Annotated in this window: 26 protein-coding genes; 17 read left to right on the top strand and 9 right to left on the bottom strand. The window is 63.8% G+C overall.

Features of this window, described 5'->3' with window-relative positions; all coding sequences use genetic code 11:
- Positions 1-70: 70 nt before the first annotated feature.
- A complete protein-coding gene (locus tag PWG15_RS11125) occupies positions 71-1,198 on the top strand; it encodes an ATP-dependent DNA helicase (protein WP_275019837.1) in 1,128 nt (375 codons plus the stop codon).
- Positions 1,199-1,223: 25 nt separating this feature from the next.
- Positions 1,224-1,583, top strand: coding sequence for a VOC family protein (locus tag PWG15_RS11120; RefSeq protein WP_275019836.1), 360 nt, complete (start codon positions 1,224-1,226; stop codon positions 1,581-1,583).
- A gap of 41 nt (positions 1,584-1,624) precedes the next feature.
- Here the strand turns inward: PWG15_RS11120 and PWG15_RS11115 are convergent, their stop codons facing one another.
- The 3 genes from PWG15_RS11115 to PWG15_RS11105 form a co-directional block, all read right to left on the bottom strand.
- Positions 1,625-2,299 carry a spermine/spermidine synthase domain-containing protein gene (locus PWG15_RS11115; protein ID WP_275019835.1) on the bottom strand — a complete coding sequence of 225 codons (675 nt, stop codon included), beginning with the start codon at positions 2,297-2,299 and terminating at the stop codon, positions 1,625-1,627.
- Positions 2,300-2,540: 241 nt separating this feature from the next.
- On the bottom strand, positions 2,541-3,218 hold the full coding sequence (locus PWG15_RS11110) for a MerR family transcriptional regulator (RefSeq protein WP_275019834.1): 678 nt from the start codon (positions 3,216-3,218) through the stop codon (positions 2,541-2,543).
- A gap of 494 nt (positions 3,219-3,712) precedes the next feature.
- Positions 3,713-4,825 carry a hypothetical protein gene (locus tag PWG15_RS11105; RefSeq protein WP_275019833.1) on the bottom strand — a complete coding sequence of 371 codons (1,113 nt, stop codon included), beginning with the start codon at positions 4,823-4,825 and terminating at the stop codon, positions 3,713-3,715.
- 452 nt (positions 4,826-5,277) lie between these two features.
- On the opposite strand from PWG15_RS11105, the gene PWG15_RS11100 reads away from it, so the two are divergent.
- From PWG15_RS11100 to PWG15_RS11085, 4 genes are all read left to right on the top strand, one after another.
- A complete protein-coding gene (locus tag PWG15_RS11100) occupies positions 5,278-6,030 on the top strand; it encodes a pyridoxine 5'-phosphate synthase (RefSeq protein WP_275019832.1) in 753 nt (250 codons plus the stop codon).
- Between the two features lie 59 nt (positions 6,031-6,089).
- On the top strand, positions 6,090-6,713 hold the full coding sequence (locus PWG15_RS11095; RefSeq protein WP_275019831.1) for a histidine phosphatase family protein: 624 nt from the start codon (positions 6,090-6,092) through the stop codon (positions 6,711-6,713).
- A 49-nt stretch (positions 6,714-6,762) separates the two neighbouring features.
- A complete protein-coding gene (locus PWG15_RS11090) occupies positions 6,763-7,557 on the top strand; it encodes a class I SAM-dependent methyltransferase (protein ID WP_275019830.1) in 795 nt (264 codons plus the stop codon).
- Positions 7,558-7,753: 196 nt separating this feature from the next.
- Positions 7,754-8,968: a multidrug effflux MFS transporter gene (locus PWG15_RS11085; protein ID WP_275019829.1), complete on the top strand. Its 1,215-nt coding sequence runs from the start codon at positions 7,754-7,756 to the stop codon at positions 8,966-8,968.
- A 191-nt stretch (positions 8,969-9,159) separates the two neighbouring features.
- Here the strand turns inward: PWG15_RS11085 and PWG15_RS11080 are convergent, their stop codons facing one another.
- Together PWG15_RS11080 and PWG15_RS11075 are read right to left on the bottom strand one after the other, a co-directional pair.
- A complete protein-coding gene (locus tag PWG15_RS11080) occupies positions 9,160-9,543 on the bottom strand; it encodes a VOC family protein (protein ID WP_275019828.1) in 384 nt (127 codons plus the stop codon).
- Between the two features lie 199 nt (positions 9,544-9,742).
- Positions 9,743-10,627: an NmrA family NAD(P)-binding protein gene (locus PWG15_RS11075; protein WP_275019827.1), complete on the bottom strand. Its 885-nt coding sequence runs from the start codon at positions 10,625-10,627 to the stop codon at positions 9,743-9,745.
- A gap of 200 nt (positions 10,628-10,827) precedes the next feature.
- Here PWG15_RS11075 and PWG15_RS11070 point away from each other — a divergent pair, with 200 nt between their 5' ends.
- From PWG15_RS11070 to PWG15_RS11055, 4 genes are all read left to right on the top strand, one after another.
- Positions 10,828-11,232: a winged helix-turn-helix transcriptional regulator gene (locus PWG15_RS11070; protein ID WP_275019826.1), complete on the top strand. Its 405-nt coding sequence runs from the start codon at positions 10,828-10,830 to the stop codon at positions 11,230-11,232.
- Positions 11,233-11,673: 441 nt separating this feature from the next.
- Positions 11,674-12,954 carry an FAD-dependent oxidoreductase gene (locus tag PWG15_RS11065; RefSeq protein WP_275019825.1) on the top strand — a complete coding sequence of 427 codons (1,281 nt, stop codon included), beginning with the start codon at positions 11,674-11,676 and terminating at the stop codon, positions 12,952-12,954.
- A gap of 54 nt (positions 12,955-13,008) precedes the next feature.
- Positions 13,009-13,389: a VOC family protein gene (locus PWG15_RS11060; protein WP_275019824.1), complete on the top strand. Its 381-nt coding sequence runs from the start codon at positions 13,009-13,011 to the stop codon at positions 13,387-13,389.
- The gene (locus PWG15_RS11055) at positions 13,389-13,757 is read left to right on the top strand and encodes an NIPSNAP family protein (RefSeq protein ID WP_275019823.1); all 369 of its coding nucleotides are present in this window, start codon (positions 13,389-13,391) and stop codon (positions 13,755-13,757) included. The genes PWG15_RS11060 and PWG15_RS11055 overlap by 1 nt, the downstream gene beginning before the upstream one ends.
- 53 nt (positions 13,758-13,810) lie before the next feature.
- Here PWG15_RS11055 and PWG15_RS11050 read toward each other — a convergent pair whose 3' ends face one another.
- Both PWG15_RS11050 and PWG15_RS11045 read right to left on the bottom strand, forming a co-directional pair.
- Positions 13,811-14,614, bottom strand: coding sequence for a class I SAM-dependent methyltransferase (locus PWG15_RS11050; protein ID WP_275019822.1), 804 nt, complete (start codon positions 14,612-14,614; stop codon positions 13,811-13,813).
- A 137-nt stretch (positions 14,615-14,751) separates the two neighbouring features.
- A complete protein-coding gene (locus PWG15_RS11045; protein WP_275019821.1) occupies positions 14,752-15,471 on the bottom strand; it encodes an aspartate/glutamate racemase family protein in 720 nt (239 codons plus the stop codon).
- Positions 15,472-15,656: 185 nt separating this feature from the next.
- Between PWG15_RS11045 and PWG15_RS11040 the strand changes: the two genes are divergently transcribed.
- Together PWG15_RS11040 and PWG15_RS11035 are read left to right on the top strand one after the other, a co-directional pair.
- Positions 15,657-16,121 (top strand): Lrp/AsnC family transcriptional regulator, encoded by a 465-nt coding sequence (locus PWG15_RS11040; RefSeq protein ID WP_275019820.1) that lies wholly within the window; start codon positions 15,657-15,659, stop codon positions 16,119-16,121.
- Between the two features lie 5 nt (positions 16,122-16,126).
- Positions 16,127-16,729: an isochorismatase family protein gene (locus tag PWG15_RS11035; protein ID WP_275019818.1), complete on the top strand. Its 603-nt coding sequence runs from the start codon at positions 16,127-16,129 to the stop codon at positions 16,727-16,729.
- Positions 16,730-16,787: 58 nt separating this feature from the next.
- Here PWG15_RS11035 and PWG15_RS11030 read toward each other — a convergent pair whose 3' ends face one another.
- Entirely contained in the window at positions 16,788-17,795 is a 1,008-nt protein-coding gene (locus PWG15_RS11030) for a GlxA family transcriptional regulator (RefSeq protein WP_275019817.1), read from the bottom strand.
- 71 nt (positions 17,796-17,866) lie between these two features.
- On the opposite strand from PWG15_RS11030, the gene PWG15_RS11025 reads away from it, so the two are divergent.
- From PWG15_RS11025 to PWG15_RS11015, 3 genes are all read left to right on the top strand, one after another.
- The gene (locus PWG15_RS11025) at positions 17,867-18,181 is read left to right on the top strand and encodes a DUF1272 domain-containing protein (RefSeq protein WP_275019815.1); all 315 of its coding nucleotides are present in this window, start codon (positions 17,867-17,869) and stop codon (positions 18,179-18,181) included.
- Positions 18,182-18,344: 163 nt separating this feature from the next.
- Positions 18,345-19,613, top strand: a complete 1,269-nt coding sequence (locus PWG15_RS11020; protein ID WP_275019814.1) for an NAD(P)/FAD-dependent oxidoreductase — start codon at positions 18,345-18,347, stop codon at positions 19,611-19,613.
- A 119-nt stretch (positions 19,614-19,732) separates the two neighbouring features.
- Positions 19,733-20,140: a hypothetical protein gene (locus PWG15_RS11015; protein WP_275019812.1), complete on the top strand. Its 408-nt coding sequence runs from the start codon at positions 19,733-19,735 to the stop codon at positions 20,138-20,140.
- Between the two features lie 24 nt (positions 20,141-20,164).
- On the opposite strand, the gene PWG15_RS11010 is transcribed toward PWG15_RS11015, so the two are convergent.
- A complete protein-coding gene (locus tag PWG15_RS11010) occupies positions 20,165-20,890 on the bottom strand; it encodes a class I SAM-dependent methyltransferase (RefSeq protein ID WP_275019811.1) in 726 nt (241 codons plus the stop codon).
- A gap of 266 nt (positions 20,891-21,156) precedes the next feature.
- Between PWG15_RS11010 and PWG15_RS11005 the strand changes: the two genes are divergently transcribed.
- Both PWG15_RS11005 and PWG15_RS11000 read left to right on the top strand, forming a co-directional pair.
- On the top strand, positions 21,157-21,633 hold the full coding sequence (locus tag PWG15_RS11005; RefSeq protein WP_275019809.1) for a hypothetical protein: 477 nt from the start codon (positions 21,157-21,159) through the stop codon (positions 21,631-21,633).
- Positions 21,634-21,636: 3 nt separating this feature from the next.
- Positions 21,637-22,869, top strand: a complete 1,233-nt coding sequence (locus tag PWG15_RS11000) for an HlyD family secretion protein (RefSeq protein ID WP_275019808.1) — start codon at positions 21,637-21,639, stop codon at positions 22,867-22,869.
- Positions 22,870-23,045: the final 176 nt, after the last annotated feature.

The raw sequence follows: 23,045 nt of genomic DNA, 5'->3' as shown, positions 1-23,045 counted from the left end.
CCAAAATGGCGGCCGCGCAGCCCACAAATCCGGGCTTGCTTGTGCCGCCCGAATCCTGACACTCAGCCCCATGCAGTTCGCACCGCAACAGGATGAGGCCCTCAAGGCCGTTTCGCAGTGGCTGAAAGAGGGCCGCTCGCCGCTCTTCCGGCTGTTCGGCTATGCCGGAACCGGCAAGACGACGCTTGCGCGCTATTTCGCCGAGCATGTCGACGGAGAGGTGCTGTTTGCCGCCTTCACCGGCAAGGCCGCGCAGGTGCTGCGCTCCAAGGGCGCCAGCAATGCCAAGACCATCCACTCGCTGATCTACCGCCCGCGCGGCGAGGAGGAGGTTTCCGACGAAGAAACCGGCAAGACCTCGATCGCGCCGATGTTTGCGATCAACCGCCAGAGCCCGGTCGCCAAGGCAGCGCTGATCATCGTCGACGAATGCTCGATGGTGGACGAGGCGCTCGGCAAGGACCTGATGAGCTTCGGCACGCCGATCCTGGTCCTCGGCGACCCCGGGCAGCTGCCGCCAGTCTCCGGCGGCGGCTACTTCACCAACCAGGAGCCGGATTACCTGCTGACGGACATTCACCGTCAGGCGCGCGACAATCCGATCATCCAGCTCGCCATGCAGGTGCGCGAAGGCAACGAGATCGTGCATGGCGACTACGGCACCACGCAGGTGATCGGTCGCGGGCAGGTGAACCAGGAACTGGTGCTGGAGGCGGATCAGGTGCTGGTCGGCACCAACAAGACCCGCCGGCGCTACAACCAGCGCCTTCGCGAGCTCAAGGGCTTCACCAGCGAATATCCGCAGTCTGGCGACAAGCTCGTCTGCCTCCGGAACGACCCGGCCAAGGGGCTGCTCAACGGCTCGCTGTGGCAGGTGATGAGCTCGTCGAAGGAGACGGTGAAGCCGGGCATCAACCTGATGATCCGCCCCGAAGACGACGACATGGACCGCGGTGCCGCCAAGATCAAGCTCTTGAAGGCGGCCTTCGAAGATGTCGAGGGCGAGATCCCCTGGCAGACACGCAAGCGCTACGACGAATTCGACTATGGCTATGCGCTGACCGTGCACAAGGCACAGGGCTCGCAGTGGAACAATGTCGTGCTGTTCGACGAGAGCTGGGCCTTCCGCGATACCCGCGAGCGCTGGCTCTATACCGCGATCACCCGCGCGGCGGAGCGGCTGACGATCGTTCGCTGAGGGCGGCTACGGAAGGGATGCGCCGTTGCCGATCAACAGGATCATCCTCTACGCGCAGGACGTCGAGGAGACCGTTCGCTTCTATGAAAAGCACTTCGGCTTCGAAGCTTTCCGTGAGGCGGGCGACCGGATCGTCGAACTGCTGAACCGGGACGGCGGCGCAAATCTGATGATCCACCCCGCGGCCAAGGGGCAGCGGCGAGGCCAGTCAGCGGTGAAACTGGTGTTCGACGTCAGCGATGTCGAAGCCTTTTGTGAACGTAGCGCTGCCGAAGGGCTGGTGTTCGGAGCCATCCACCAGGCCGACGGCTATCAATTCGCCAACGCCAGGGATCCGTCAGACAACGCGATCTCGATCTCCAGCCGCGCCTTCCGAAAGATGTGACCATCAACGATGTCAGCGAGGAGCGGAGCAGATCCGGTCTGTTATCGCTTGGTCGCCATCCAGAGCATGTGGCGGGCGCCGCCGCGCTTGCCATTGGCGCGCACATTCACCTCATCGGTAGCAAAGCCGACTTCGCGCAGGCGCCGGGTAAAGGCGCTGTCGGGCGCCGACGACCAGACGGAAAGCACACCACCCGGCCGCAGCGCAGCCTGGGCGGCGCGAAGGCCGGTATGGCTGTAAAGGCTGTCATTGGAGGGGCGTGTCAATCCGTCCGGGCCATTGTCGACATCGAGCAGGATGGCGTCGTAGGCTGCTTTCTTCGACCGGATCAGCGCGCCGACATCGCCGACATGGATCTCGACGCGCGGATCGTCGAGCGTGCCCTTGTGCAGCTCAGCCATCGGCCCGCGCGCCCAGTCGACGACGGCCGGCACGAGTTCGGCGACGACCACCCGGGCATCGTCCGGCAGCACGGCGAGGGCCGCCCGCAAGGTGAAGCCCATGCCGAGGCCGCCGATCAGCATGCTCATGTTTTTGCGGCCCGCGATGCGCTCGTAGGCCAGCGTCGCCAGTGCCTCTTCCGAGCCGCTCAGCCGGCTGTTCATCAGTTCGGTCGAGCCGAGCATGATGGAAAATTCCTGGCCGCGCTGCTTCAGCCGCAGCTCGTCGCCGTCGCCGGGAATGGTTGCGCGGTCAAGCTCTATCCAGGGAAGCATCGGGGTATCTCACTTCAGTCGTTTCCGCGCCTCGTACCATGCGCGCGGCGTCGAAGACATCCCATTGTCGATGATCCCGGCCGAATTGCGCCCAAACCGGCGGCGCTGCCAGCCGCCGGCAGGTCTCTTGCTGTCCGGTGCCGGGCACCACGCGGCTTCACCCGCGTGGCCGACACGGGGATGAAGGCGAGCAAAGCGCGCCGCTTGCGAACCCCGGCGCCTTGGCTGCTGCGTCCAGACGCTACTCCGCCGTGATCATGCCGGCGAGTACGGCCTTGGCGATTGCCTGGAAGCGGTTGTTGGCGCCGAACTTGCGGATGATGCCGGCTTCGAGCGTGAGCGCGGCTGCGACATCCATCTCCATCAGGCCGGCGATGCGTGGGGCCGGATAGCCTTCGGCCATGAAGGTCAGGCATTCGCTCTCGATCGGGGAAAGATGGACATGGCTATCATCATCGGTCGCGGAACCGCTGCCGTCGCTGCTCTCGAGCAGCTCGGTGATGCGTTGCATCTGGCGGCGCAGGTTTGCCTGCTGGGCGGCAAGTTCCCGGCGCCGCGCCAGCAGTGCCTCGCGAAACAGGCGGTCGGCGTCCGCCTGTTCTTCTGTGCCGGCAAGCCCGGTCAGAAGCTCCAGGATGGCGGCGATCGGCATGTCGATCTCGCGGCAGGCGTTGATGACAGCCATGCGGCGGATGTGGTCTTCGTTGTAGACCCGCATCGGCCCCATGCGCGCGGCGGTCAGAAGGCCTTTCTCCTCGTAGAAATGCAGGGTGCGGTGGGTGACGCCGAAGGCATCGGCCATGTCGGCAATCGCCAGTGGGGCCGTCGGGTCGTGATGGGGAAGGGGAAGGATGGGCAGGAAGCCGACGCGGTCGGGCGCGGCAAGCATGCCTTCGTATTTCCAGTGGTCTCGCGGCATATCGATTGTCCCCGGTTTACAGGCCGCGCCTGTCCGGCGCGTTGTCGCTGTAACGTTTGATTTTCCGCATATTTGACCTGAATCGAGACCGACCCAGGGTGTGCACAGTCCGCGTCCGGAAGCGGCGGCGATCACCGGGTCTCTCATAGGTGCGGACCGTGTCCGCATGCTGAGGCACTCGTTGACCGACAACGACAATGCCTACTGCTCGGCTGGGGCATCCCCACGTGGATCACGCGGTTTACTCAGGACTTCGATGCTTGCCTGACGAGCAACCAGGCATCCATTCCCAACGCATGCGTGCACCGTATACGCGATTCGAATACATGACCAGTCCTTAATATTGACGGCAGGCGACCGTTTTCCCGCTTGGTGGTGCCGCCGTCACCGCATGGCTTTCCAGATCGTAAGCGATCGCGAAAAACATGCGGCGATTCAAAGCGTTGCGGTGAATTTGCAGCGTTCTTGAAGACGCGGTGCCGGCGGTCGCAAGGTCAGTGGCCGATGACCTTGAGCGGGCTGTTCGAGCTCAGGATGAACAGCGGCTCGTCCCCGCGCAGCGGTGACAGCTTCTGCTGGCAGGACCATGCTTCCTGGAAGGCATCCCGGGTCAGGTGCTTGCGATAGCGCTGGGTAGCGGCCATGCAACCCATCAGCGGGCTTTCGATCTGCTCCTGGCGGGCGTGCTCGTAGATTTCGCCGTCGAGCGAAAACAGCTCCGACGCCAGCGACATGCTTTCGTAAAGCAGGTCGGGCTCGGACTCGAGCCGCTTCCAGGTGATGAAGTCCTGGCGCAGGGGCACGTTCTCGCCATCATGGGAGAGGGTGACGCGGATGCCCTGCGCCGGCGCATCGTACCAGGTCACCTTCACTGTGAAGGAGAGGGCGGAATTGCGCGAGACGGGGCGACCGGTGTCGCCGTCGGTGGCGCGGGCCAGCGTCTTGTGGCGTTGCGCCGCCAGGCGGAGCGCCGTGGCGAAAGCCTTGGCGTCCGGACTTTCTGTACCGGTCGTCTCCACCTGTACCGAGGGCAGCACCCGCTCGGTCGCGTGGCGCGCATTGAAGAGCTTTGCCTGCGCATCGATGTCCAGCGTCATTTCCTGCGAGGGCATCGGCGCAAAGAGCAGCAGCGGCAGCACGGTCAGCACCGAGAGCGGCGATGAGAAGGGCGCCGGCGGCCAGGCGGGCCTGTGTCCGGCAAAGCGCCGCTTCGTCAGCTTCGGCTGGCGGGGCGAAGTTGCCGCCTGATGCTCTTCCTCGATCCGGGCGCGCTGGTACTCCGGAACATAGGTGCCCTTGGGAATGGCGATCCGCCATTCGTCGTCGGCACCGTCGCCTTCATAGAAGGCCTTGAGCAGCTTGCGCAATTTGCCGGCGTGCACCCGCACGAGCGGATCGCTGTCGGCGTTGAAGGCCTGGGGCCGGTCGAAGACGTCGATCGCGATCGAATAACCCTTGAGCTGATTGCCTTCACCGGCCATCTCCTTCTCGACCACATAGGCGAGGAAGGCCCTGAGGCGCTCTGAACGCGCGAAAGCCTTGCTTTCGAGGATACGACGGAGCGCCCGTCGAATCGTCTCGTCGCAGGGTCTTTCGACCGTCGTCATCGGTTCTTGCTCCAGTGTCATATGAACTAAGATCTATGAATTGCGATCGCGGCGCGGGCCGTGCCATGCGATCTGATTCGGAAAGTTAGGCCCAAAAAAGGTGGTTGTCAGGGGTAGTAGACGCCAAATTTGAGTTTTTTCTGAAATAAACGCAAAAATTGCGCCGGTTCTCCCTGCGGCAGATGGTAGCGGAAGCCCAATTGGCCATTTTCGCCGATCGTGATTGAGACTTCCCGCATATTAGAGGCGTCGATTGTCAAGACTTGGTCAAGACAAGGCGGGCAAACGAACCGCGCGCAAACGCCGCATCGCCGCCGCTCCGACCTCCTTGGAATTGCTGCATAATCGGACCTCAAACTGTTTTCGGTTTCTGCAATTATGCAGTAGAACATTGCAACCACATTGCCTGCGTCCGGGCCTGCCTTTTGGCCCGCCTTCTGGAAAGTTCAGACATGCCTGCAAAACTGTCCGTGAATCTGAATGCCGTCGCAATGCTCCGCAACCGGCGCGATCTGCCGTGGCCCTCCGTCACCGCGCTTGGCCGCATCGCGCTCGAAGCGGGGGCCGCCGGCCTCACCGTGCATCCGCGGCCCGATCAGCGCCACATCCGCTTCAGCGATCTGCAGCCGATCCGCGACCTGATCGACGAGGCGTTTCCGGAGACGGAATTCAACATGGAAGGTTATCCGAACGAGGAGTTCCTCGGCCTCGTGGACGCGCATCGGCCGGAACAGGTGACCCTGGTGCCCGACGATCCAGCGCAGGCGACGTCCGACCACGGCTGGGATTTCCGCAAGAACCACAACTTGCTCGGCAGCGTCGTCGGCCGGCTGAAGAAGAAGGGTTTTCGCGTCTCGTTGTTTGCCGATGGCGACGAGGATGTTGAGGCGTTGCGGATTGCCAAGGAGACCGGCGCCGACCGCATCGAGCTTTATACCGGCCCCTATGGCGGCTGCTTCGACGATCCTGCGAAGGCCGAGAAGATCGCCGGCGAACTTGGCCGCACGGCTGCGATTGCCGCGAGCCTCGGGCTCGACGTCAATGCCGGGCACGACCTGACGGTCGCCAACCTGCCGCTGCTCGTCAAGCACCTGCCAAACCTTGCCGAAGTCTCGATCGGTCATGGCCTGACCGCCGATGCGCTGGAGTATGGCATGGCCGAAACCGTGCGCCGCTTCCGTCGTGCCTGCGGGCAGGAGGTCTGAGGCGACGCCGCGCCTTCGCTCTGGCGCGGCCAGGGCGCCCTGCTTCTCCCGAGCGTGCCATGAAAGATCTCTTCGTCGTCACCCATACGGAATCCGTCCATCACCTGGAAGGCAAGGTGGGTGGCTGGTACGACACGGATCTGACGGCGCGCGGCAGGCAGGATGCTGAGGCGACGGCCGAACGGCTGATGGACTTGATTGGCGGCGGGGACGTGGAAATCCATAGTTCCGATCTTCGCCGCGCCTCTGGGACGGCCGACGCCATAGCAAGGCGTTTCCAACGGCCGGTGATGGAAACCGCCGATCTCAGGGAAATCAGTTATGGCGTTGCGGGTGGCAGGCCTCAGGCCTGGCTCGATGCGCACTATAGCCCGGCACCGGACGACAATCGGCTCGACCATGATTGCGGCATCGAGGGTGCGGAAACCCGTCGCGACGTGGCGCTGCGTGTCTTCCCTTGCGTCGATGCGATCGTCGAGCGGCCGTGCGGGACGCAGATCATCGTGACCCACGGCTTCACGCTCACCCTCGTCATCGCCGCCTGGATGAAGATCCCGATCGATGCCACCGGCTTCCTCAGTTTCCCGGCCAAATCCGGGAGCATCACGCATCTGCGCCGGGACGATTTCTTTCGAAACCGCGCGGTCGTCAGCCTCGCGGATGTATCGCATCTGCGGCACTAGGCGGAGACGGTAGGCAGCAGAAGCGGACAAAACGATCGAGGAGGCCGAGGTGACGTCACTGACAACGGGCAATGCAAAACAGTATGGCAACAGCCAAAACCTCGCAGCACGAGCGCGTCTTGCCTCCCAGTACACTGTATCTGATCGCCCATGGTTCCCGTGGATCGCAAGCCATCTTCCGTTGAAGGCCGGCGACAAGATCGTGGATGTCGGTTGCGGTCCGGCATGGTTTTGGGAGGCGGTGACGGATACCGTCCCTCACAATCTCGATCTTACCCTGACTGATCTGTCTCAAGGTATGGTCGATGAAGCCATGAAACGCTGCGCGTCGTTGCCGTTCGAGGCGGTGAATGGCAGCGTGGCGGATGCGGCGGCGCTGCCGTTCGAGGATGAGCGTTTTGACGGCGTTGTCGCCATGCACATGCTCTACCACTTGGCCGATCCGGAGAGGGCGGTCGCCGATATGTTTCGGGTTCTGAAGCCTGGAGGTTTCCTCGCGGTCACGACCAACGGCACGAACAATATGCGCCGCCTCTACGAGTTGACGACGACGTTCGGCGGCGCGCCCTATGACCCGGCCGCTGCCGCCTTCGGGTTCACGCACGCGGAGAGACTGCTTCAGGAGCGGTTTGGCAATGTTAAGTGCTACCTTCATCCGGCCCATATGGTCGTGACCGATCCGAACGACGTGTACCTGGCCCTGACCTCCTTTCCGCCTGGAGACCAAGCCGGAGACGGACAACTTGCTGCCTTCAAGGAAGCGATCCAATCTGCCTTCGCTGAAGGCGGCGGCGTATTGGACGTGCAGAAGGAAAGCGGGCTGTTTTTTGCCATCAAAGACTAGACCGCCGATGATCGGGTGATCGATGCGGTAGCTTCCTGTTTTCACGCACTTCCTGGCAGGAAATTGCTTCTGCCTTTGCCGGCAACCGCGTCCGCGGCAGAGATGAAAAATTTGCGAACGAACCTTGCGATCGCCGCATGCATCTTGCGGCAGGACTGCTATAGGTTGAGTCTCCGTTCTCCCATATGTGCTGCCAATGACATTCCCCACCAGTTTCCGTGAGCGCATCGTCCTCTATGCGCTTCTGACCTCGCTGACCTCGATCAGCATCGATGCGCTCTTGCCGGGCCTGCGCCAGATCGGAGCCGATCTCGGCGTTCAGCCGCCACTTTCCACCCAGCACATCATCTCGCTTTTCATCCTCGGCATGGCGTTTGGCGAGCTGTTGCTCGGGCCGCTTTCCGACGCGATGGGGCGGAAGCGGGCGCTTGTTCTGGGGCTTGGCGTCTATGCCGCCGGAACGGTCATCGCCATGGCAGCAGGCTCGCTCGAAATGGTGATCCTTGGCCGCTTCCTTCAGGGCGTCGGCGTTTCCGGACCGAAGATTGCCACGCGGGCGATGATCCGCGACCAGTTCGAAGGCGACGCCATGGCCCGCGTCATGTCGTTCATGTTCACGCTGTTCATCCTCGTGCCGATGCTGGCGCCGACGCTTGCGCAAGGGATCATCGCTGTCGGTGGCTGGCGCAGCGTCTTTGCGGTCTATCTCGTGGCAGCGGGCCTCCTCGGGCTGTGGCTGGTCATGCGGCAGCCGGAAACATTGCCCTTGGAGAAGCGCATTCCCTTTCGGCCGCGGCTTCTCGCTTCGAACGGACGGCGCATCCTGTCAAACCGGCGCGTGACGCTGCTGATCCTGGCGACCGGTCTCGTCTTCGGCGCACAGCTTCTCTATCTGAGCACCGCCGCGGATCTGTTCTTCGACGCCTATGGGATCGGACAGACCTTCCCCTTGTATTTCGCGATGCTGGCGACCGGCATCGGGCTTGCCTCGTTCCTCAATGCCAAGCTCGTGCAGCGCTTCGGTTCGGAGGCGATGGCGCGTTATGGCTTCATCGGTCTGGCGATGGCGGGGCTTGCCATGCTGGCGGCCTCCGCCCTCTGGGCCGGCCGGCCGCCTCTTGCCGTGCTGCTGGCGCTCGGCTTTGCCGCCTTCTTCGCGATCGGGGTGCTCTTCGGCAACCTGAACGCCATGGCCATGCGCTCGCTTGGCCAGGTTGCGGGCCTCGGCGCATCGTTGATCGCCTCCGGCTCGAGCCTGATCGCGACCCTGTTTGCAGTCGGTATAGGCGCCTTTTACGACGGCACGACGCTCAATCTATCGGCGGGGTTCTTCGTGGCCGGCCTCAGCGCGCTCGTGCTTGCGGAGATCGCGCTGCGCGCAGATGCCTCGCCGGTGGAGGCCATCCGCTAGATCGGCAAAATCGGAGCGGACCGTGCGGCAGGCGCGGCCCTGCGCACGGCCCGTCCAGGCCCCCGGGAAACAGGCCCCGGGGATCCCGCAAAGCACGGTCGCGATCCGTCAGTTACGCTCTCCGCGTCCCGAAGATCTGATCCGTGCACGTCGTTTTCGCAAAGTCGCCCCGTTTGTTCGCGGCGGCAGCCCTAGCCGTTGTAGACGACCGAGACCTTGTTTCCGGAGGGGTCGCGCATGTAGGCGGCGTACCAGTCGGGCCCATAATGCGGACGTGGCCCGGGTGCGCCTTCGTCCGCCCCGCCATTGACCATGGCGGCCTGGTAGAAAGCATCCACCTCCGCGGGCGACTTGGCCATGAACCCGACCATGGAGCCGTTTCCGGCGGTCGCCGGCTCACCATCAAAAGGTTTGCAGACCCACAGGACAAAGCCTTTGCCGGTCCCGCCCTCGGAATAGGCGCGCCAGTCCGGAAACTCCACGTGCTTGCTCCATCCGATGGTCGCGAGAATTGCGTCATAGAAGGCATTCGAGTGGGCGCAGTCCACGGCACCCACGGTCACATAAGCGGTCATGATGTCCCCTTTCTCCGGTGGTGAAGGTGGGGGAATGCATAGCGCATTGCGCGGAACATAACAAGAACAAAATGCGACGGCGCCTGGCAAGATCCTGTTGCCGGGGCGGAAGACGGAATTGGGCATCGACCTCGTCGCAATGCTGCGTGAGCCCGGCACGGACGGCCGGGCTCACGTCGTTTTGGACCTGATCCCTTCCTCAGCCGGCCAGTCTTGCCTTGCTCGCTTCCAGGAAAGCGCCGAGCTTCACCGGTGTCGCGCCTGTCAGCGACGTCACGTCGTTCGTCACCATGTTGATATGGCCTTCGCGGGTGTTGGCGTCGAAGGAGACGATAATCGGGATGAGGAAATCCGGCAGGCCGGCGCCCTTCAGGCCGCCCGCAAGGGCCTCGTCCGAGATGTGCATGACGCCGAGCGGCTTGCCGGTCGCCTGGGCAACGAGGGTCGCGATCTCGTCGGTCGAGCGCTGCTCGCCGCCCGTCAGCGTATAGGTGCGGCTCTCGTCCACGGCTGAGGCCAGCGCTGCAGCGGCAGCCTTTGCCGCATCGGCGCGGGCGATATGGGCGAGGCGGCCTTCGCCGGACGAGGAAAACCATTGGCCGGTTTCAAGCGCATGCGGCAGCGCCATGAACAGGTTCTCCATGTACCAGCCGTTGCGCAGGATGGTGTAGGGGATGCCGGTCGCCTTGATGGCGTTTTCGGTGCCGAGATGATCGGGCGCGAAGGGGATGACCGACGTCTCGGGGCTCGGCATCGAGGTGTAGAGGATGTGCTTGGCGCCGGCCTTCTTCGCGGCGGCTACGGCTGCGAGATGTTGCTTCAGCCGCTTGCCCGGCTGGTTGAGCGCGTCGGTCGAGATGATCAGGATCCGGTCGGCGCCGGCAAAGGCCTTGTCGAGCGAAGCGGGGTCGTCGAAATCGGCGACGCGGGCCTGCACGCCCTTGGCGACGTAGTCGGAGAGCTTGGCGGTGTCGCGGCTGGTGGCGATGATTTTTGCCGGCGCGACGCCGATTGCCAGAAGCTGGTCGAGCACGAGCTTGCCGAGTTGGCCGGTTGCGCCGGTGACGAGCAATGTATCGGACATGTCTTTTCCTTTTCCTCTAAGCCTGAGGCGGGATGGCAGCGGCACATCGCCGGCATTTTCCGCGCCCTTCGTCCATGCCGTCGCCTGGGAGAGGGCGCCGGTATATGGTCTCTTTTTGAGACTTGCTCTTATCCCGTAATCTCGGTAGAGCTGTAAAGGAGGCAGTTTTTTCTGCTGTGGTTACAGGAAGGGTACCGCCTATGAACAAGCTGACCGGGGATGTGAAGGGCAAGCGCGTGGCAATGGTCTGCGGCGTTCCGATGGACATGGACAACTGCCCGGTGCGCGACGTCATGGACAACATTGGCGGCAAGTGGAATTCGCTGATGATCCTGTCCCTGGCCGACGGTCCCTTGCGTTTCTCCCAGCTTCGGCGGCTGATCCCCGACATTTCCCAGCGCATGCTGACCCAGACGCTGCGCGACCTGCAGCGCGACGGTTACATCCACCGCACCGTCTATCCGACCCAGCCGCCGAGCGTGGAATATGCGCTGACCGATCTCGGCCGCTCGCTGCTTGGCCTGCTCAAGCATTTCGTCGACTGGTCGGTGGAAAACCACGGCGCGATCCGCGCGGCACGCGAGGTGTATGACGCGGAGGCGTGAGTGCGTTCCTGCGGCGCTGGAGTTTACAGTGGGGCAACGCGCTCGCCCCTCTCGGGCGTCGTCGTCTCTCGTTTCCTGGCGATCGTTCGCGGGAGTTGCCACTCACTCTAACCCTCTCCCCGTGGGCGGGGAGAGGGGACTTGTCCTGCTTTTCGGTTTGCCAACCTGAGCTGCCGTCAGGGGAACCGAGGCGCCCATTGCAAAGACCAGGCGGTTGCTACTTTGGGGCCAAGCGACGATGAAACGAGCGGGTGCCGCGAGTCTCCTTCGCCCCGCCTGCGGGGAGAAGGTGGCCGGCAGGCCGGATGAGGGGCGTTTGCGAGGCACGACGCGCGACGTCGTGTCCCGTCGTGCAGACTTGCGCTAGCGCCTTGATTTTCCCTATAGTTTGCCAATGAAGCGAGTCCGTTTCGCCTGATCGCGCGCCCAGCTCGAGGGACCATGAGACCATTGAACATCGGCATTGCGGGCGCTGGCCCGGCGGGGCTTGCAGCGGGGATGATGTTGTCGCGGCAGGGGCATCGGGTGGAAATCCTCGAACGCTTCGATGCTGCCTCGCCAGTCGGTTCCGGCCTGATGCTGCAGCCGACGGGGATGACGGTCCTGAACGCGCTCGGTCTGCTGCCGTCGATGCTTGCGCTCGGCAGCCGGATCGACCGGCTCTATGGCGCCGATGCAAAATCCGGGCGGACCGTGCTCGACGTGCGCTATGACGCGCTGGCTGGCGGCCGCTTCGGGCTGGCGGTGCAGCGCGCCGCACTTTTCAACACGCTGCATGACGCCGTGATCACCGCCGGCTTGCCGGTTCGCACCGGCGTCACGCTCGCCGATGTTCGACTGGCCGGTGGCAAGGCCGTGCTTGTGGATGCGGAAGGGCACGAGGCGGGCGCCTATGATCTGGTGATCGACGCGAGTGGCGCGCGCTCGCCGCTTTCGGCCGGTTCTGCCGCTGCCCCCAAAGTGCGCGAGCTTACCTATGGTGCCTTCTGGGCGACGCTCGACAGCGACGGGCTCGTCCATGATCCCCACGCCCTGGTGCAGCGCTACGATCAGGCGAAGGTGATGATCGGCATATTGCCGGCGGGCAGGGCGCAGGTCGGCGAGACGGAGCGCGTCGCCTTCTTCTGGAGCCTCAGGGTCGCGGACGCGGACAGGGTGCGGGAGGCCGGGCTCAACCGCTGGAAAGCCGCCATCCTCGACTACTGGCCGGATTGTGCCCCCTTGCTCGATCAGATCGCCGACTGGGAGCAACTGACGCTGGCGCGCTATGCGCATCGCACCATGCGCCCGCCGATTTCCGGCCGTGTCGCCTTCGTCGGCGACAGCGCCCATTCGACAAGTCCGCAACTCGGGCAGGGGGCGAACATGGCGCTGCTCGACGTGGCGGCGCTGGCGCATGCGTTGCAGACCGCGTCGGATCTCGATGCTGCCCTTGCCGCCTATGCCGCTGCGCGCCGCAATCATGTTCAGCTGTTCCAGATTCTTTCGCTGCTGTTCACGCCGTTCTACCAATCGGACTCGACGCTTCTTGCCTGGCTGCGCGACCGGCTGGTCGCGACGATCGCCCGTACCCCGCCGATGCAGGCGCTGCTCGCCTCGATCGTCTCGGGCACGCTGATCGACCCTTTCGCGCCGGCCGGGCTCGCCGAATGTGATTGGCGGGCGGTGGGTGCAGGTGCCGAAGGCCTGTTTCGTTCCGCCTCGGAGGCGATTTCCGCCTGAGCCGTCGACGAATCCTGTAACGAGTGGGCCCGAATGGCGGATGGAGAAATCGCAATGACCGATAGTGTGGCGGCCATTCTGGTGCATGTTCCCGACACCGACGCGGGGCTCGCCTGGTATGAGCGTGCTTTCCCCCATGCCGAACGCCAATGGCTTCAGGCGTTCGATTTCGCCTATCTCAAGGTCGGTGCGGTGGATCTCGAAATCGTGCAGGCGGATGACAAGGTGGCGAACGGTGCTGCAGGCTCGGTCGTCTACTGGGCGGTCGAGGATTTCGACCGGGCGCTTACCCATTTCGAAGCGCTCGGCGCGCTTCTCTATCGTGGACCGATGGCGATACAGGAGGGGCTCTGGATGTGCCAGGTGCGCGATCCCTGGGGCAATTGCATCGGCCTTCGCGGTCCGAGGCCCGGATGCAAGGGAGAGGAAGTCTGATGCCGGATGGTCCCGTCACCTGTGAAATCCGCTACCGGCTGGTGCAAGGCCGGATGGCGGAATTCGATGCCTACGCCCAAACCTGGATGACGCTCATCGAGCGTCATGGCGGCACGCACCACGGCTACTTCATCCCGCGCGAAAAACCCGAGGGTATCGGCACGAGCTTTCCCGGTGTCGGCGAGGAGGGTGACGGCGAGATCGCCATCGCGCTCTTCACCTTTCCGGACGAGGCGGCGTACCTGCGCTATCGCCGTGAAGCGGCCGTGGATCCGGATGGCGTAGCGGCGAACGCGCGCTACGCCGCCAATCCTCCATTCATCAGCTATGAGCGGATCTTTCTGCGGCCGCTTTCGCGAACGGAATGACTTGTCGATTGCGTTCATCTGTCGTTCGCACCGTCGGCAAGGCAGGCAACCCATCAAGCGTCATTGGTGCCGCGAACCGCCCAGGCAAGGCTCGCAAAGCCACGCGGACCGTCGTCCTGGCTGCCGGATAGATAGGCCGCGCGCAAACCGCCGCAAAGGCGATCGCGCCTCGCTTGGGGCAAGGCGTCAAAGAAGGCTGCGAAGGTTCCTTGCCCATAGACCTTCGGACGCCAGAAGTCGTCGAAATTGGCGTAATCCATGGTGATCGTCAGCATCGTTTCGGTCACGCCCGTGAAGCCGACACGCTCGAAAACCTCACGCAACTCGCCGGCCGCTGTCAGTGGCCGCCTGCCAGATGGCACACCATTGCCGGCCGCTTCCGGCTCAAGCGCGAGGACCGTTTTCCAGAACAGCCGCCAGCTCGGCATGCCGTCGTGGGACCAAACCGCCGCCGCGCCGATCGCCCCCGGCCGCAGAACGCGTCGCATTTCCCGCACAGCCCGATCTGCATCGGACACAAAATGCAGGACGAGGAGTGAATAGGCGCCGTCGAACATCCGGTCCTCATAGGGCAAGGCACAGACATCGCCCTGCCGAACCCTGATCCTCGCATCGGTGGTGCGGGAGCGCAGGGCCTCCACGAAGGATTGCTCGAAGTCCAGCGCCTCGATCGCTTCGAGCTGCGGGTGGGCGGCCAGCGCCAGCGTCAGGCTGCCGGTTCCGCATCCTGCGTCCAGCACCCGACCGCGGGGTGGCACGCCCGAAAAGCTGAGGAATGGCGCGGCCAGCCTTTGGCTCCAGCGCCCCATGCTGGCCTCATAAGCCTGCGCACCCTTGGCGACGAAGTTTGATGGCATGTGTTCGCTGACACCCCCCGACCGGCTCAGTGATGCGCTGTGATCGCAAAACTATAGCGCCTGTGTCAGGACAGTCCATTGCGCGTGAAACACCCCCAATGTCAGCGGCTTGCGCAGTTCGGGTAACGGACGGGGGCCTAAGCCGCCCGTGCCAGGCTGCACCCTTCCAGCGCAAACTCGACCGCCGCCTCTGCGTGGATCGCAGTGGAATCGAAGCCCGGCAGCGGCAGGGCTCTGGGGTCAAGGGTCAGGCAGATCTCGGTGCAGCCGAGGATGACGGCGTCCGCGCCTTTCGCCTCGGCCTTGTCGATCAGGTCGATCAAAGCCCGACGGGAGGAGCGCAGTACCTGGCCGGCGCAGAGCTCGTCGAAGATCACATTGTGGACGAGCGTGCGGCCGTCTGCGTCCGGCACCATGATGTCGATGCCGTGGCTGCGCATGCGCTCGGCATAGAAGCCGTGCTCCATGGTGTAGCGGGTGGCAAGCAGCAGCGGCTTGCGGCTGCCGGCGGCCTTCAGCCGCAGCGCTGTCTCGTCGATGATGTTGATCAGCGGAATGTCGACGGCCGCCTGAACGGCATCGGCGATCAGGTGCATGGTGTTGGTGCAGATCAGCACGCAATCGGCGCCGGCCGCTTCCAGGCCGCGGGCGACACCGGCAAGACGCTTGGCGGCATCATCCCAGCGGCCGGCCTTCTGCAGATCGACGATCGACTGGAAGTCGACGGAATGCAGCAGCACCTCGGCCGAATGCAGCGCGCCCAGGCGCTCGCGAACGGCTTCGTTGACCATCCGGTAGTAGACTGCCGAGCTTTCGAAGCTCATGCCGCCGATCAGACCAATCTTGCGCATCGCCATTCCTCTTTGCCTTGATGGCGCGCCGGGCACGCCGTTGTTCGATGGCCGGAACTATGCCGTCGAAGCCGCCGGAATGGTTCGCTTTGTTGGCGCGACGAACACCATTTGGCGCGAATAATTTGCGCGATGTGGAGTATTGGTGCAAATATAGTCGGCAACGAATAGCAATGGGTGGAGGGATCGGCGTGCTTGACGAAAGAGACAGGAAGCTGCTGGCGCTGCTGCAGCAGGATGCGAGTGTCGCGGTCGGCGAACTGGCGGAGCGGGTCAACCTTTCGCTCTCCGCCTGTTCGCGGCGTATCCAGCGGCTGGAGGAGGCGGGTTACATCGCCCGGCGCATCGTCGTGCTCGATCGCGAGCGCATGGGCGTGCCGACGACCGTCTTTGCGCTGATCAAGACGGCGCACCATTCGGACGAGTGGATCGAGACATTCCGCCGTGCGATCAGCGATATCCCTGAAATCGTCGAGGCCCATCGGCTGACGGGGAACCATGACTATATCGTCAAGGTCGTGCTGCCGCGCGTCGAGCATTATGACGTGGTCTACAAGCAGATCGTGCGCAAGGTGGAGCTCTTCGACGTCTCAGCCTCGATCTCGATGGAAATCCTCAAGAGCGGTACGGCGGTGCCGGTCGATTATGCGGAGTGAAGCGGATGACGGGTGTGGCTAGCGAGGCGAGCCCGGCGATTGAGGGCGACGTGGCCGATGCGCTTGTGGTCGTCGATGTCCAGCGCGCCTTCATCTGCGGACCGGAGGCGGTGCCGGGCCATGTCGACCTTCAGCGCGCTGTCGGTCTTCTGCTAAAAAGGGCTCGTGCGGCAGGCGTTCCGGTGATCTTCCTGCAGAACGATGGACCCGAGGGCGCCTCTGACGAGCCGGAGACAGACGGCTGGCAGCTCTTCTTCCCCGCGGAGGAGAGAGAGACGGTGGTGCGCAAGCTGAAGGACGACGGCTTCGATGGTACGAACCTCGAGGATCTGCTGCGGGAACGGGAGATCGAGACGATCGCGATTTGCGGCATGCTCTCGGAGATGTGCCTAGCGGCGACGGCCCGCACAGCGATGGCCAAGGGCTTCACCGTGATCCTCGCCAACGACGCCCACGCCACCTATGACGTGCCGCCCGGTCCCGGTCGTTCGCCGATGGTGCCGGCGCGTCTGGCGGCGCGTGCGGCCGAATGGTCACTTGGCGATGAGATCGTGCTCAGGGACGGGGTGGAGGAGATCGGCTTTGCCACCGGGCCGTCGTCGCGGTGAGAGCCGCCACGCCGCGCGCCACCTGGTGCGGGCAGGTTGGCCCGGGGCGATTGGCGCCTCACGGCGCCTTCGACAGGCGCGGCCCGAAACGGGCCTCGTAGTCGGAGGGCGAAACGCCCCTTCTTCGCTGGAAGGCGCGGCGCATGCGTTCGGGGTTGCCGAAACCGAAGAGGAACGGGGCGCTGGCGACCGACACGTCGCCACGCTGAAGGGCATCACAGGCCGCATCGACGCGCAGTTCCTCGATGAACTGCGCCGGGCTCGCGCCCATCGTCTCGGTGAAGAGGCGTGAGAAATTTCGCTCGCTCATATGGGCCAACTGCGCAAGGCGGGGCACCGACAGGTCCGCTGCAAGATCGGCCCGGATTGCCGTCAGCAGGATGTCGAACCGGCTGGTGCTGCTTCTCATCTGCTGGTCAAGGGCGGCGCTGAACTGGCGCTGGCCGCCGGTTCGCTTGACATAAAGCACCAGCGAGCGGGCGAGCCTCAGGGCTTCGCTGCGGCCGAGATCCCGTTCGACCATGGCAAGCGCCATGTCGATGCCGGCGGTGACACCTGCCGACGTCCAGATGCCGCCGTCCTCCTCGAAAATCGAATCCTCGCGCACGTCGATGGCCGGGAACGCTTCGCGAAACTGCGCGCAGTCCTCCCAGTGCGTGGTGGCGCGCCGGCCGTCGAGGTGTCCGCCGCGTGCCAGGATGAAGGCGCCGAGGCAGATCGAGCCGAGCCGGCGGCAACGCCCCGCCATGTCTGCGAGAAAGCCGAGCAGCGCTTCGGATGTCGCCGCCTGCAATGCACTTTGCCCGCCGGAGACGAGCAGGGTGTCTGGTGGGCTCGATGCAGCGTGCGAAAAGGGCAGTGTTTCAAGCGCGACGCCGGTGTCGGTGACAACGGGGCCGCCGGTCTCGGAAAGGAGCGAGATCGAGTAGGCGGGTGACCCGGATGGCGCGCGGGCGTCGTTGAAGACCTGTAAGGGGCCGGTCACGTCGATCAGTTTGGTGCGGTCGAAAAGGACGATCGCAACGGTTCGTATTCTCTCATCCGTTTTGGCGTAAAACGAGGGCATGTTGTCATTTATGCCAGCCGCCTTTCGTGGGAGCAAGGGCGGGATCTTTCCACTACGAACAGGAGCCGGCCATGCTTGAACTCAGACCGAACTGCGAACTTTGCGATTGCGACCTGCCGCCCGATTCCGCCGACGCACGCATCTGCAGCTACGAGTGCACCTATTGCGCAAACTGCGTGGAAACGGTGCTTCACAATGTCTGCCCGACCTGCGGTGGCGGTTTTGCACCGCGCCCGATCCGCCCGGTGAAGTCGTGGCGGCCGGAAAAGCGGTTGGGTCTAGGCTTCGACCGGCCAAGCGACGTGCGCCGCCACACGCGCTTCAGCGCGGAAGAAATCCGCGTTCACGTGGCGCGGATCCGGCATCTTCAGCCCAGCGAACGCTGACGGCTGAGTGGCGCTCAAGGGGACGTGCATTGCCACCATGGGTGGCCGCTCTTGGTTTTTTGCAAGGGAGACATGAGGCGTCCGCGCTTGTCCTTGCCCATCGCAACCCCAATGTTGTGGCATGTCCAATAGAAGGCCGGCTGGGCGCCAGCTGGAAGCAAACATGCAGGACAGGCATCACGTGGTCGTCGTTGGCGGCGGGTTCGGCGGATTGCAGCTGATCAAGGGGCTTGCCGGGGCGCCGGTTCGCATCACTCTTATCGACCGGCGCAACCATCATCTCTTCCAGCCCTTGCTCTACCAGGTCGCAACGACGCTGATCGCCACCTCGGAAATCGCCTGGCCGATCCGCAGCCTGTGGCGTGACCGGCCGGAGGTGACGACGCTTCTCGGTGAGGTGACGGATGTGGATGCGGCCGAAAAGGCGGTCGTTCTCAAGGACGGAAAGCGCATTGGCTACGATACGCTGGTGCTGGCGACGGGGGCGACGCATGCCTATTTCGGCCATGACGAATGGGAGCCCTTCGCCCCCGGGCTGAAGACGCTGGAGGATGCCACCACGATCCGCCGCCGCGTGCTCATCGCCTTCGAACGCGCAGAGCTGGAAGAGGATCCGGACGTCCGCGCAGCGCTCCTGACCTTCACCGTCATCGGTGCCGGCCCGACGGGCGTCGAACTTGCCGGCATCATCGCCGAAATGGCGCATCGCACGCTTCCCGACGAATTCCGCCGCATCGATACGCGGCAGGCGCGCGTGATCCTGGTCGAGGCCGGCCCGCGCATTCTGGCTGCCTTCAGCGAGGATCTGTCGGCCTATGCGGTCAAGGAGTTGCAGCGCCTCGGCGTCGAGGTCCGCACCGGCACGCCGGTGACAGCCTGCACCGAAGAGGGTGTGATGATCGGCGACGAGTTCGTCGGCAGCCGTACGCTCGTCTGGGCTGCGGGCGTGCAGGCATCACCCGCCGCCCGCTGGCTGGATATCACTGCTGACCGCGCCGGCCGGGCGATCGTCGGCGCCGATCTGACGGCACCCGATCATCCCGATGTATTCGTCATCGGCGACACGGCAGCGGTTACCTATGACGGCGGCAAGCCGGTGCCGGGCATTGCGCCCGCGGCCAAGCAGCAGGGCGCCTATGTGGCCGATGTCATCCGCGCGCGGCTTGCCGGCAACCGGCCGCCCGCAGACTTCCGCTATCGTCACCAGGGCAGTCTCGCCACCATTGGCCGGCGTGCCGCGATCATCGATTTCGGCCGGTTCAAGCTGAAGGGCGCGCTTGCCTGGTGGATCTGGGGCATCGCCCACATCTACTTCCTGATCGGCACCCGCAGCCGCTTCGCCGTCGCCTGGAGCTGGTTCTGGACCTACTTGAGCGGCCAGCACAGCGCCCGGCTGATCACCCAGAAGGAGACGCTGAAGGAAAAGGCGTAAGCGTCTCGAAATACACTTTCTAGGTGGTTCCCTGATGACTATGTTCCCCTCTCATTTGCAGAGATTTGGGAATCCACGTGACGAAACATGAAGCTTTGGGCCGCGCTACTGCCATCTTGATGCTTGTCGCCTTCGGCGCGCCGGCCGCTGAGGGCGCCCAATCTTGTCCGCAGGTCAGCTATTCGGCAGAGCGGGCGCGGCTGCAAAAGCTGCTTGCGGCAAACGCGTTTTCACGCGAGGAAAGCGCCTTCCTTCTGAAGGGCGTGGACCAGCGGCTCAGGGAGCTGCCAAAAGTTCGCCTGAACGCACAGGGCGCAGAGTGCGGCATTCAAGCTGTGCGCGCGTTTGTCCTCGGTTGCGTGAACGAAACCCTGCCCGACATCCTAACGTCCCTGCGCACGCCGAGCGCGAAATCCGGACAGGCCTATTGGGGCAAGGCGGATGTCAGCCGTCGCGAAGCCGGCGCGATCGGGATGATTCATGCCTGCCGGGCGGCGGCCATGGAGACCTTTTTCTCAGGCCCCTGACGCAGGCATAGACTGCTAAGCTCCCTACTTCTGCACCTTGACGATCAGGATCATCGGGCGGTCGACTTCTTCCGCAAGCGCCGGGATCTCGGCGATCTGCGTTTCTGTCGGACGCCACTCCTCGACGTGGCGGATGGCAAAACCGGTTGTCATCAGCGTGTTCAGCGTCGTGCCGATGGTGCGATGGTGCTTGATCACGCCCTTGGCGAGCCAGTCGGTCGTGCGCGGCCCCTCGGCCGAATAGTGGTCGACCGGCCAGGTCCGCTCACCGTTTTCAATCCGCCAGCCCGGATTGTGCGAGGCCATGTAGATCGGGTGCTCGATGGTGAAGACGAAATGGGCGCCGGGCACGAGCGCCCGGTGGATCGTGGCAACCAGCCGGCCGAAGTCCTCGATATAGTGGAAGGCGAGCGAGCTGTAGGCAAAGTCGAAGCCTTGCTCGGGAAGCTCGAGCTGGTCGAGGTCGGCGATCCTGTATTCGATCGCCGGATCTGATGTGTCGGCCCTGGCGCGCGCGATCATCTTCTCGGAGAGATCGAGGCCGAGCACCTGGGCTGCGCCAGCTTCACGAGCAAAGCGCGAAAACCAGCCGTAGCCGCAACCGAGATCGATGACGCGATTTCCTGCAAGATCAGGCAGAAGCGCGCGAATCGCTGGCCATTCGGCGGCGCCGGCAAGCCCGTGGACGGAACGTCCGAGCTGGCTGTAGCCTTCGAAGAATTCCGGTTTGTCATAGATGTTCTGGGCCATCGCGGTCTCCTTCTGGTGGCGCTCTGCGGGCGGGAATCTACCGCGCGATAGGGCGAGCGGGCATCTGACGCCGTAACCTGGGGAACAGCAAGCTGCCGACGATCCTGCTTGAAACCGGCGGCACTTCAAGGCGCCGACGCGTCGACTTGTTAGGGTGTGCGGCGCTGCAAGGTCAAGTTGCGGTTGACGTGCAAGCTTTTGTTTTTGTTTTCGAGTGGTGTGCTAATGTACGATTCTCGTGGTCCAGTCCGAATTGTGGAGGCGTAATGTCCGAAGCCATCCATCCTGCTGCCATCCATCATCTACCGGGCTTTATAACGGCACCCGGCCAGTCCGACTGGCTGTTCAATGCGGTTGCCGTCTTCCTGATCGTGTCGATCTTCGCGCTCGGCACGCTTTATCTCCGGCTACACTCGCTGCCGGAGCTCATGGCGCACAAGACCAACAAGATCCAGCTGGAACTGGTCGCGGTCCTGGCGCTCCTGTCGCTGCTCACCCACAACAATCTCTTGTGGGGCGCAGCCCTGCTTCTGGCGTTGATCGACCTTCCTGATTTCTCCTCTCCGCTATCGTCGATCGCCGGCTCGCTGGAGAAAATTGCCGGCAAGGTGGTTGACCAGCCCGAAACGGCACAGACGGCCGCGGCGGAAGCCGAACCGGCGGCGAGCGAGCCGCTGCCGCTGCCGCGCGCATTGCCCGGCCGCGCGTCACACGATCAGTCGTCGACGGAAGGGAAGGCATAAGCCATGTTCGAGTTTATCCTTTGCTCGATGCTGACCATCCTGCCCGACTATCTCTTCCGCCGCTACGGCCAGGGAAAGCGCATCGGGCGCGAAATCACCATCTATTCGGTCTGGTTCGAACTGCGCTGGGGCATTACCGCCTGCATCGTGCTGACGATCTCGCTGATCACCCTGATCTTCTACTTCCACCCGTCGACGAAAAACGTCACCGCGGCGTTCCGCACCGTGGCGGTCCTGCCGGAGACCAACGGGCGTGTGACCGAGATTTATGTTACCCGCTTCGAGAAGGTGAAGGCCGGTCAGCCGCTGTTCAAGCTCGACAGTTCCGAGGAGGAGGCGAAGGCCGAGGTCGCACGGCGCCAGATCGCCGAGGTCGACGCTGAGACGACCGTTGCCCGCACCGAGCTTGTCGCTGCCGATGGCGTGATCGTCCAAGCACAGGCCGACCTGAAGCAGGCCGAGGACGAATACAATACCCAGGTGGAGCTGAACAAGCTCAACCCCAACGTCGTCGCCCGGCGTGAGATCGAGCGTAAGCAAGTGCTGGTCGAAGGGCGCAAGGGCGGGCTGACGGCCGCCCAGTCCAACAAGCAGACGCTGGAGACGAAGCTTTCCTCACTGCTGCCCTCCCAAAAGGCCAGCGCCGAGGCGGCGCTGAAACAGGCGGAGGTCGACATTACCAAGACGACCGTGCGTGCCGGCGTATCCGGCACGTTGCAGCAGTTCACTCTTCGGGTCGGCGAAATCGTCAATCCGCTGCTGCGCCCTGCTGGTGTCCTGGTCCCGGAAAATGCCGGGCGGGCGCGGCTGGTCGCCGGCTTCGGGCAGATTGAGGCGCAGGTGATGAAGGTCGGCATGATCGGCGAGGCGACCTGCGTCGGCAAGCCCTTCACCATCATCCCGCTCGTCGTCACAGAGGTACAGGACGTGATCGCCGCCGGTCAGGTGAGGGCGAGCGACCAGCTGATCGATGTCGCGCAGATTTCCCAGCCCGGCACGATCACCGTGGTCATGGAGCCGCTCTTCCCCGGCGTGCTCGACGACGTGCCGCCCGGCAGCAGCTGCATCGCCAATGCCTATACCAGCAACCACGACGAACTGGACAAGCCCGGGATCAGCACGCTGGAATGGGTCTATCTGCACGGGGTCGATGCGGTGGGGCTCGTCCACGCGGCAATCCTGCGCATTCAGGCCTTGATGCTGCCGGTACAGACGCTGGTGCTCGGCGGGCACTGAGGCGCCGAGCCCAAGCACGCAAGCAGCCAATAGGAAAGGCCCCGACCGGAAACGGTCGGGGCCTTCTTTCTTTGCCTGTCCCTCAAATGAATTGAGCCTCCGCGGGGAACGGAGGCTCAAGCGCGCAATAAAAATAAATAAAGCAACTGCACGGCAATAAAACGCAACCACACTAC

It is taken from the genome of Ensifer adhaerens (assembly GCF_028993555.1).
GTDB classification, from domain to species: domain Bacteria; phylum Pseudomonadota; class Alphaproteobacteria; order Rhizobiales; family Rhizobiaceae; genus Ensifer; species Ensifer adhaerens_I.
Note: the sequence above shows the minus strand (reverse complement) of the source record. Positions and strands in the feature narration are given on the sequence as shown.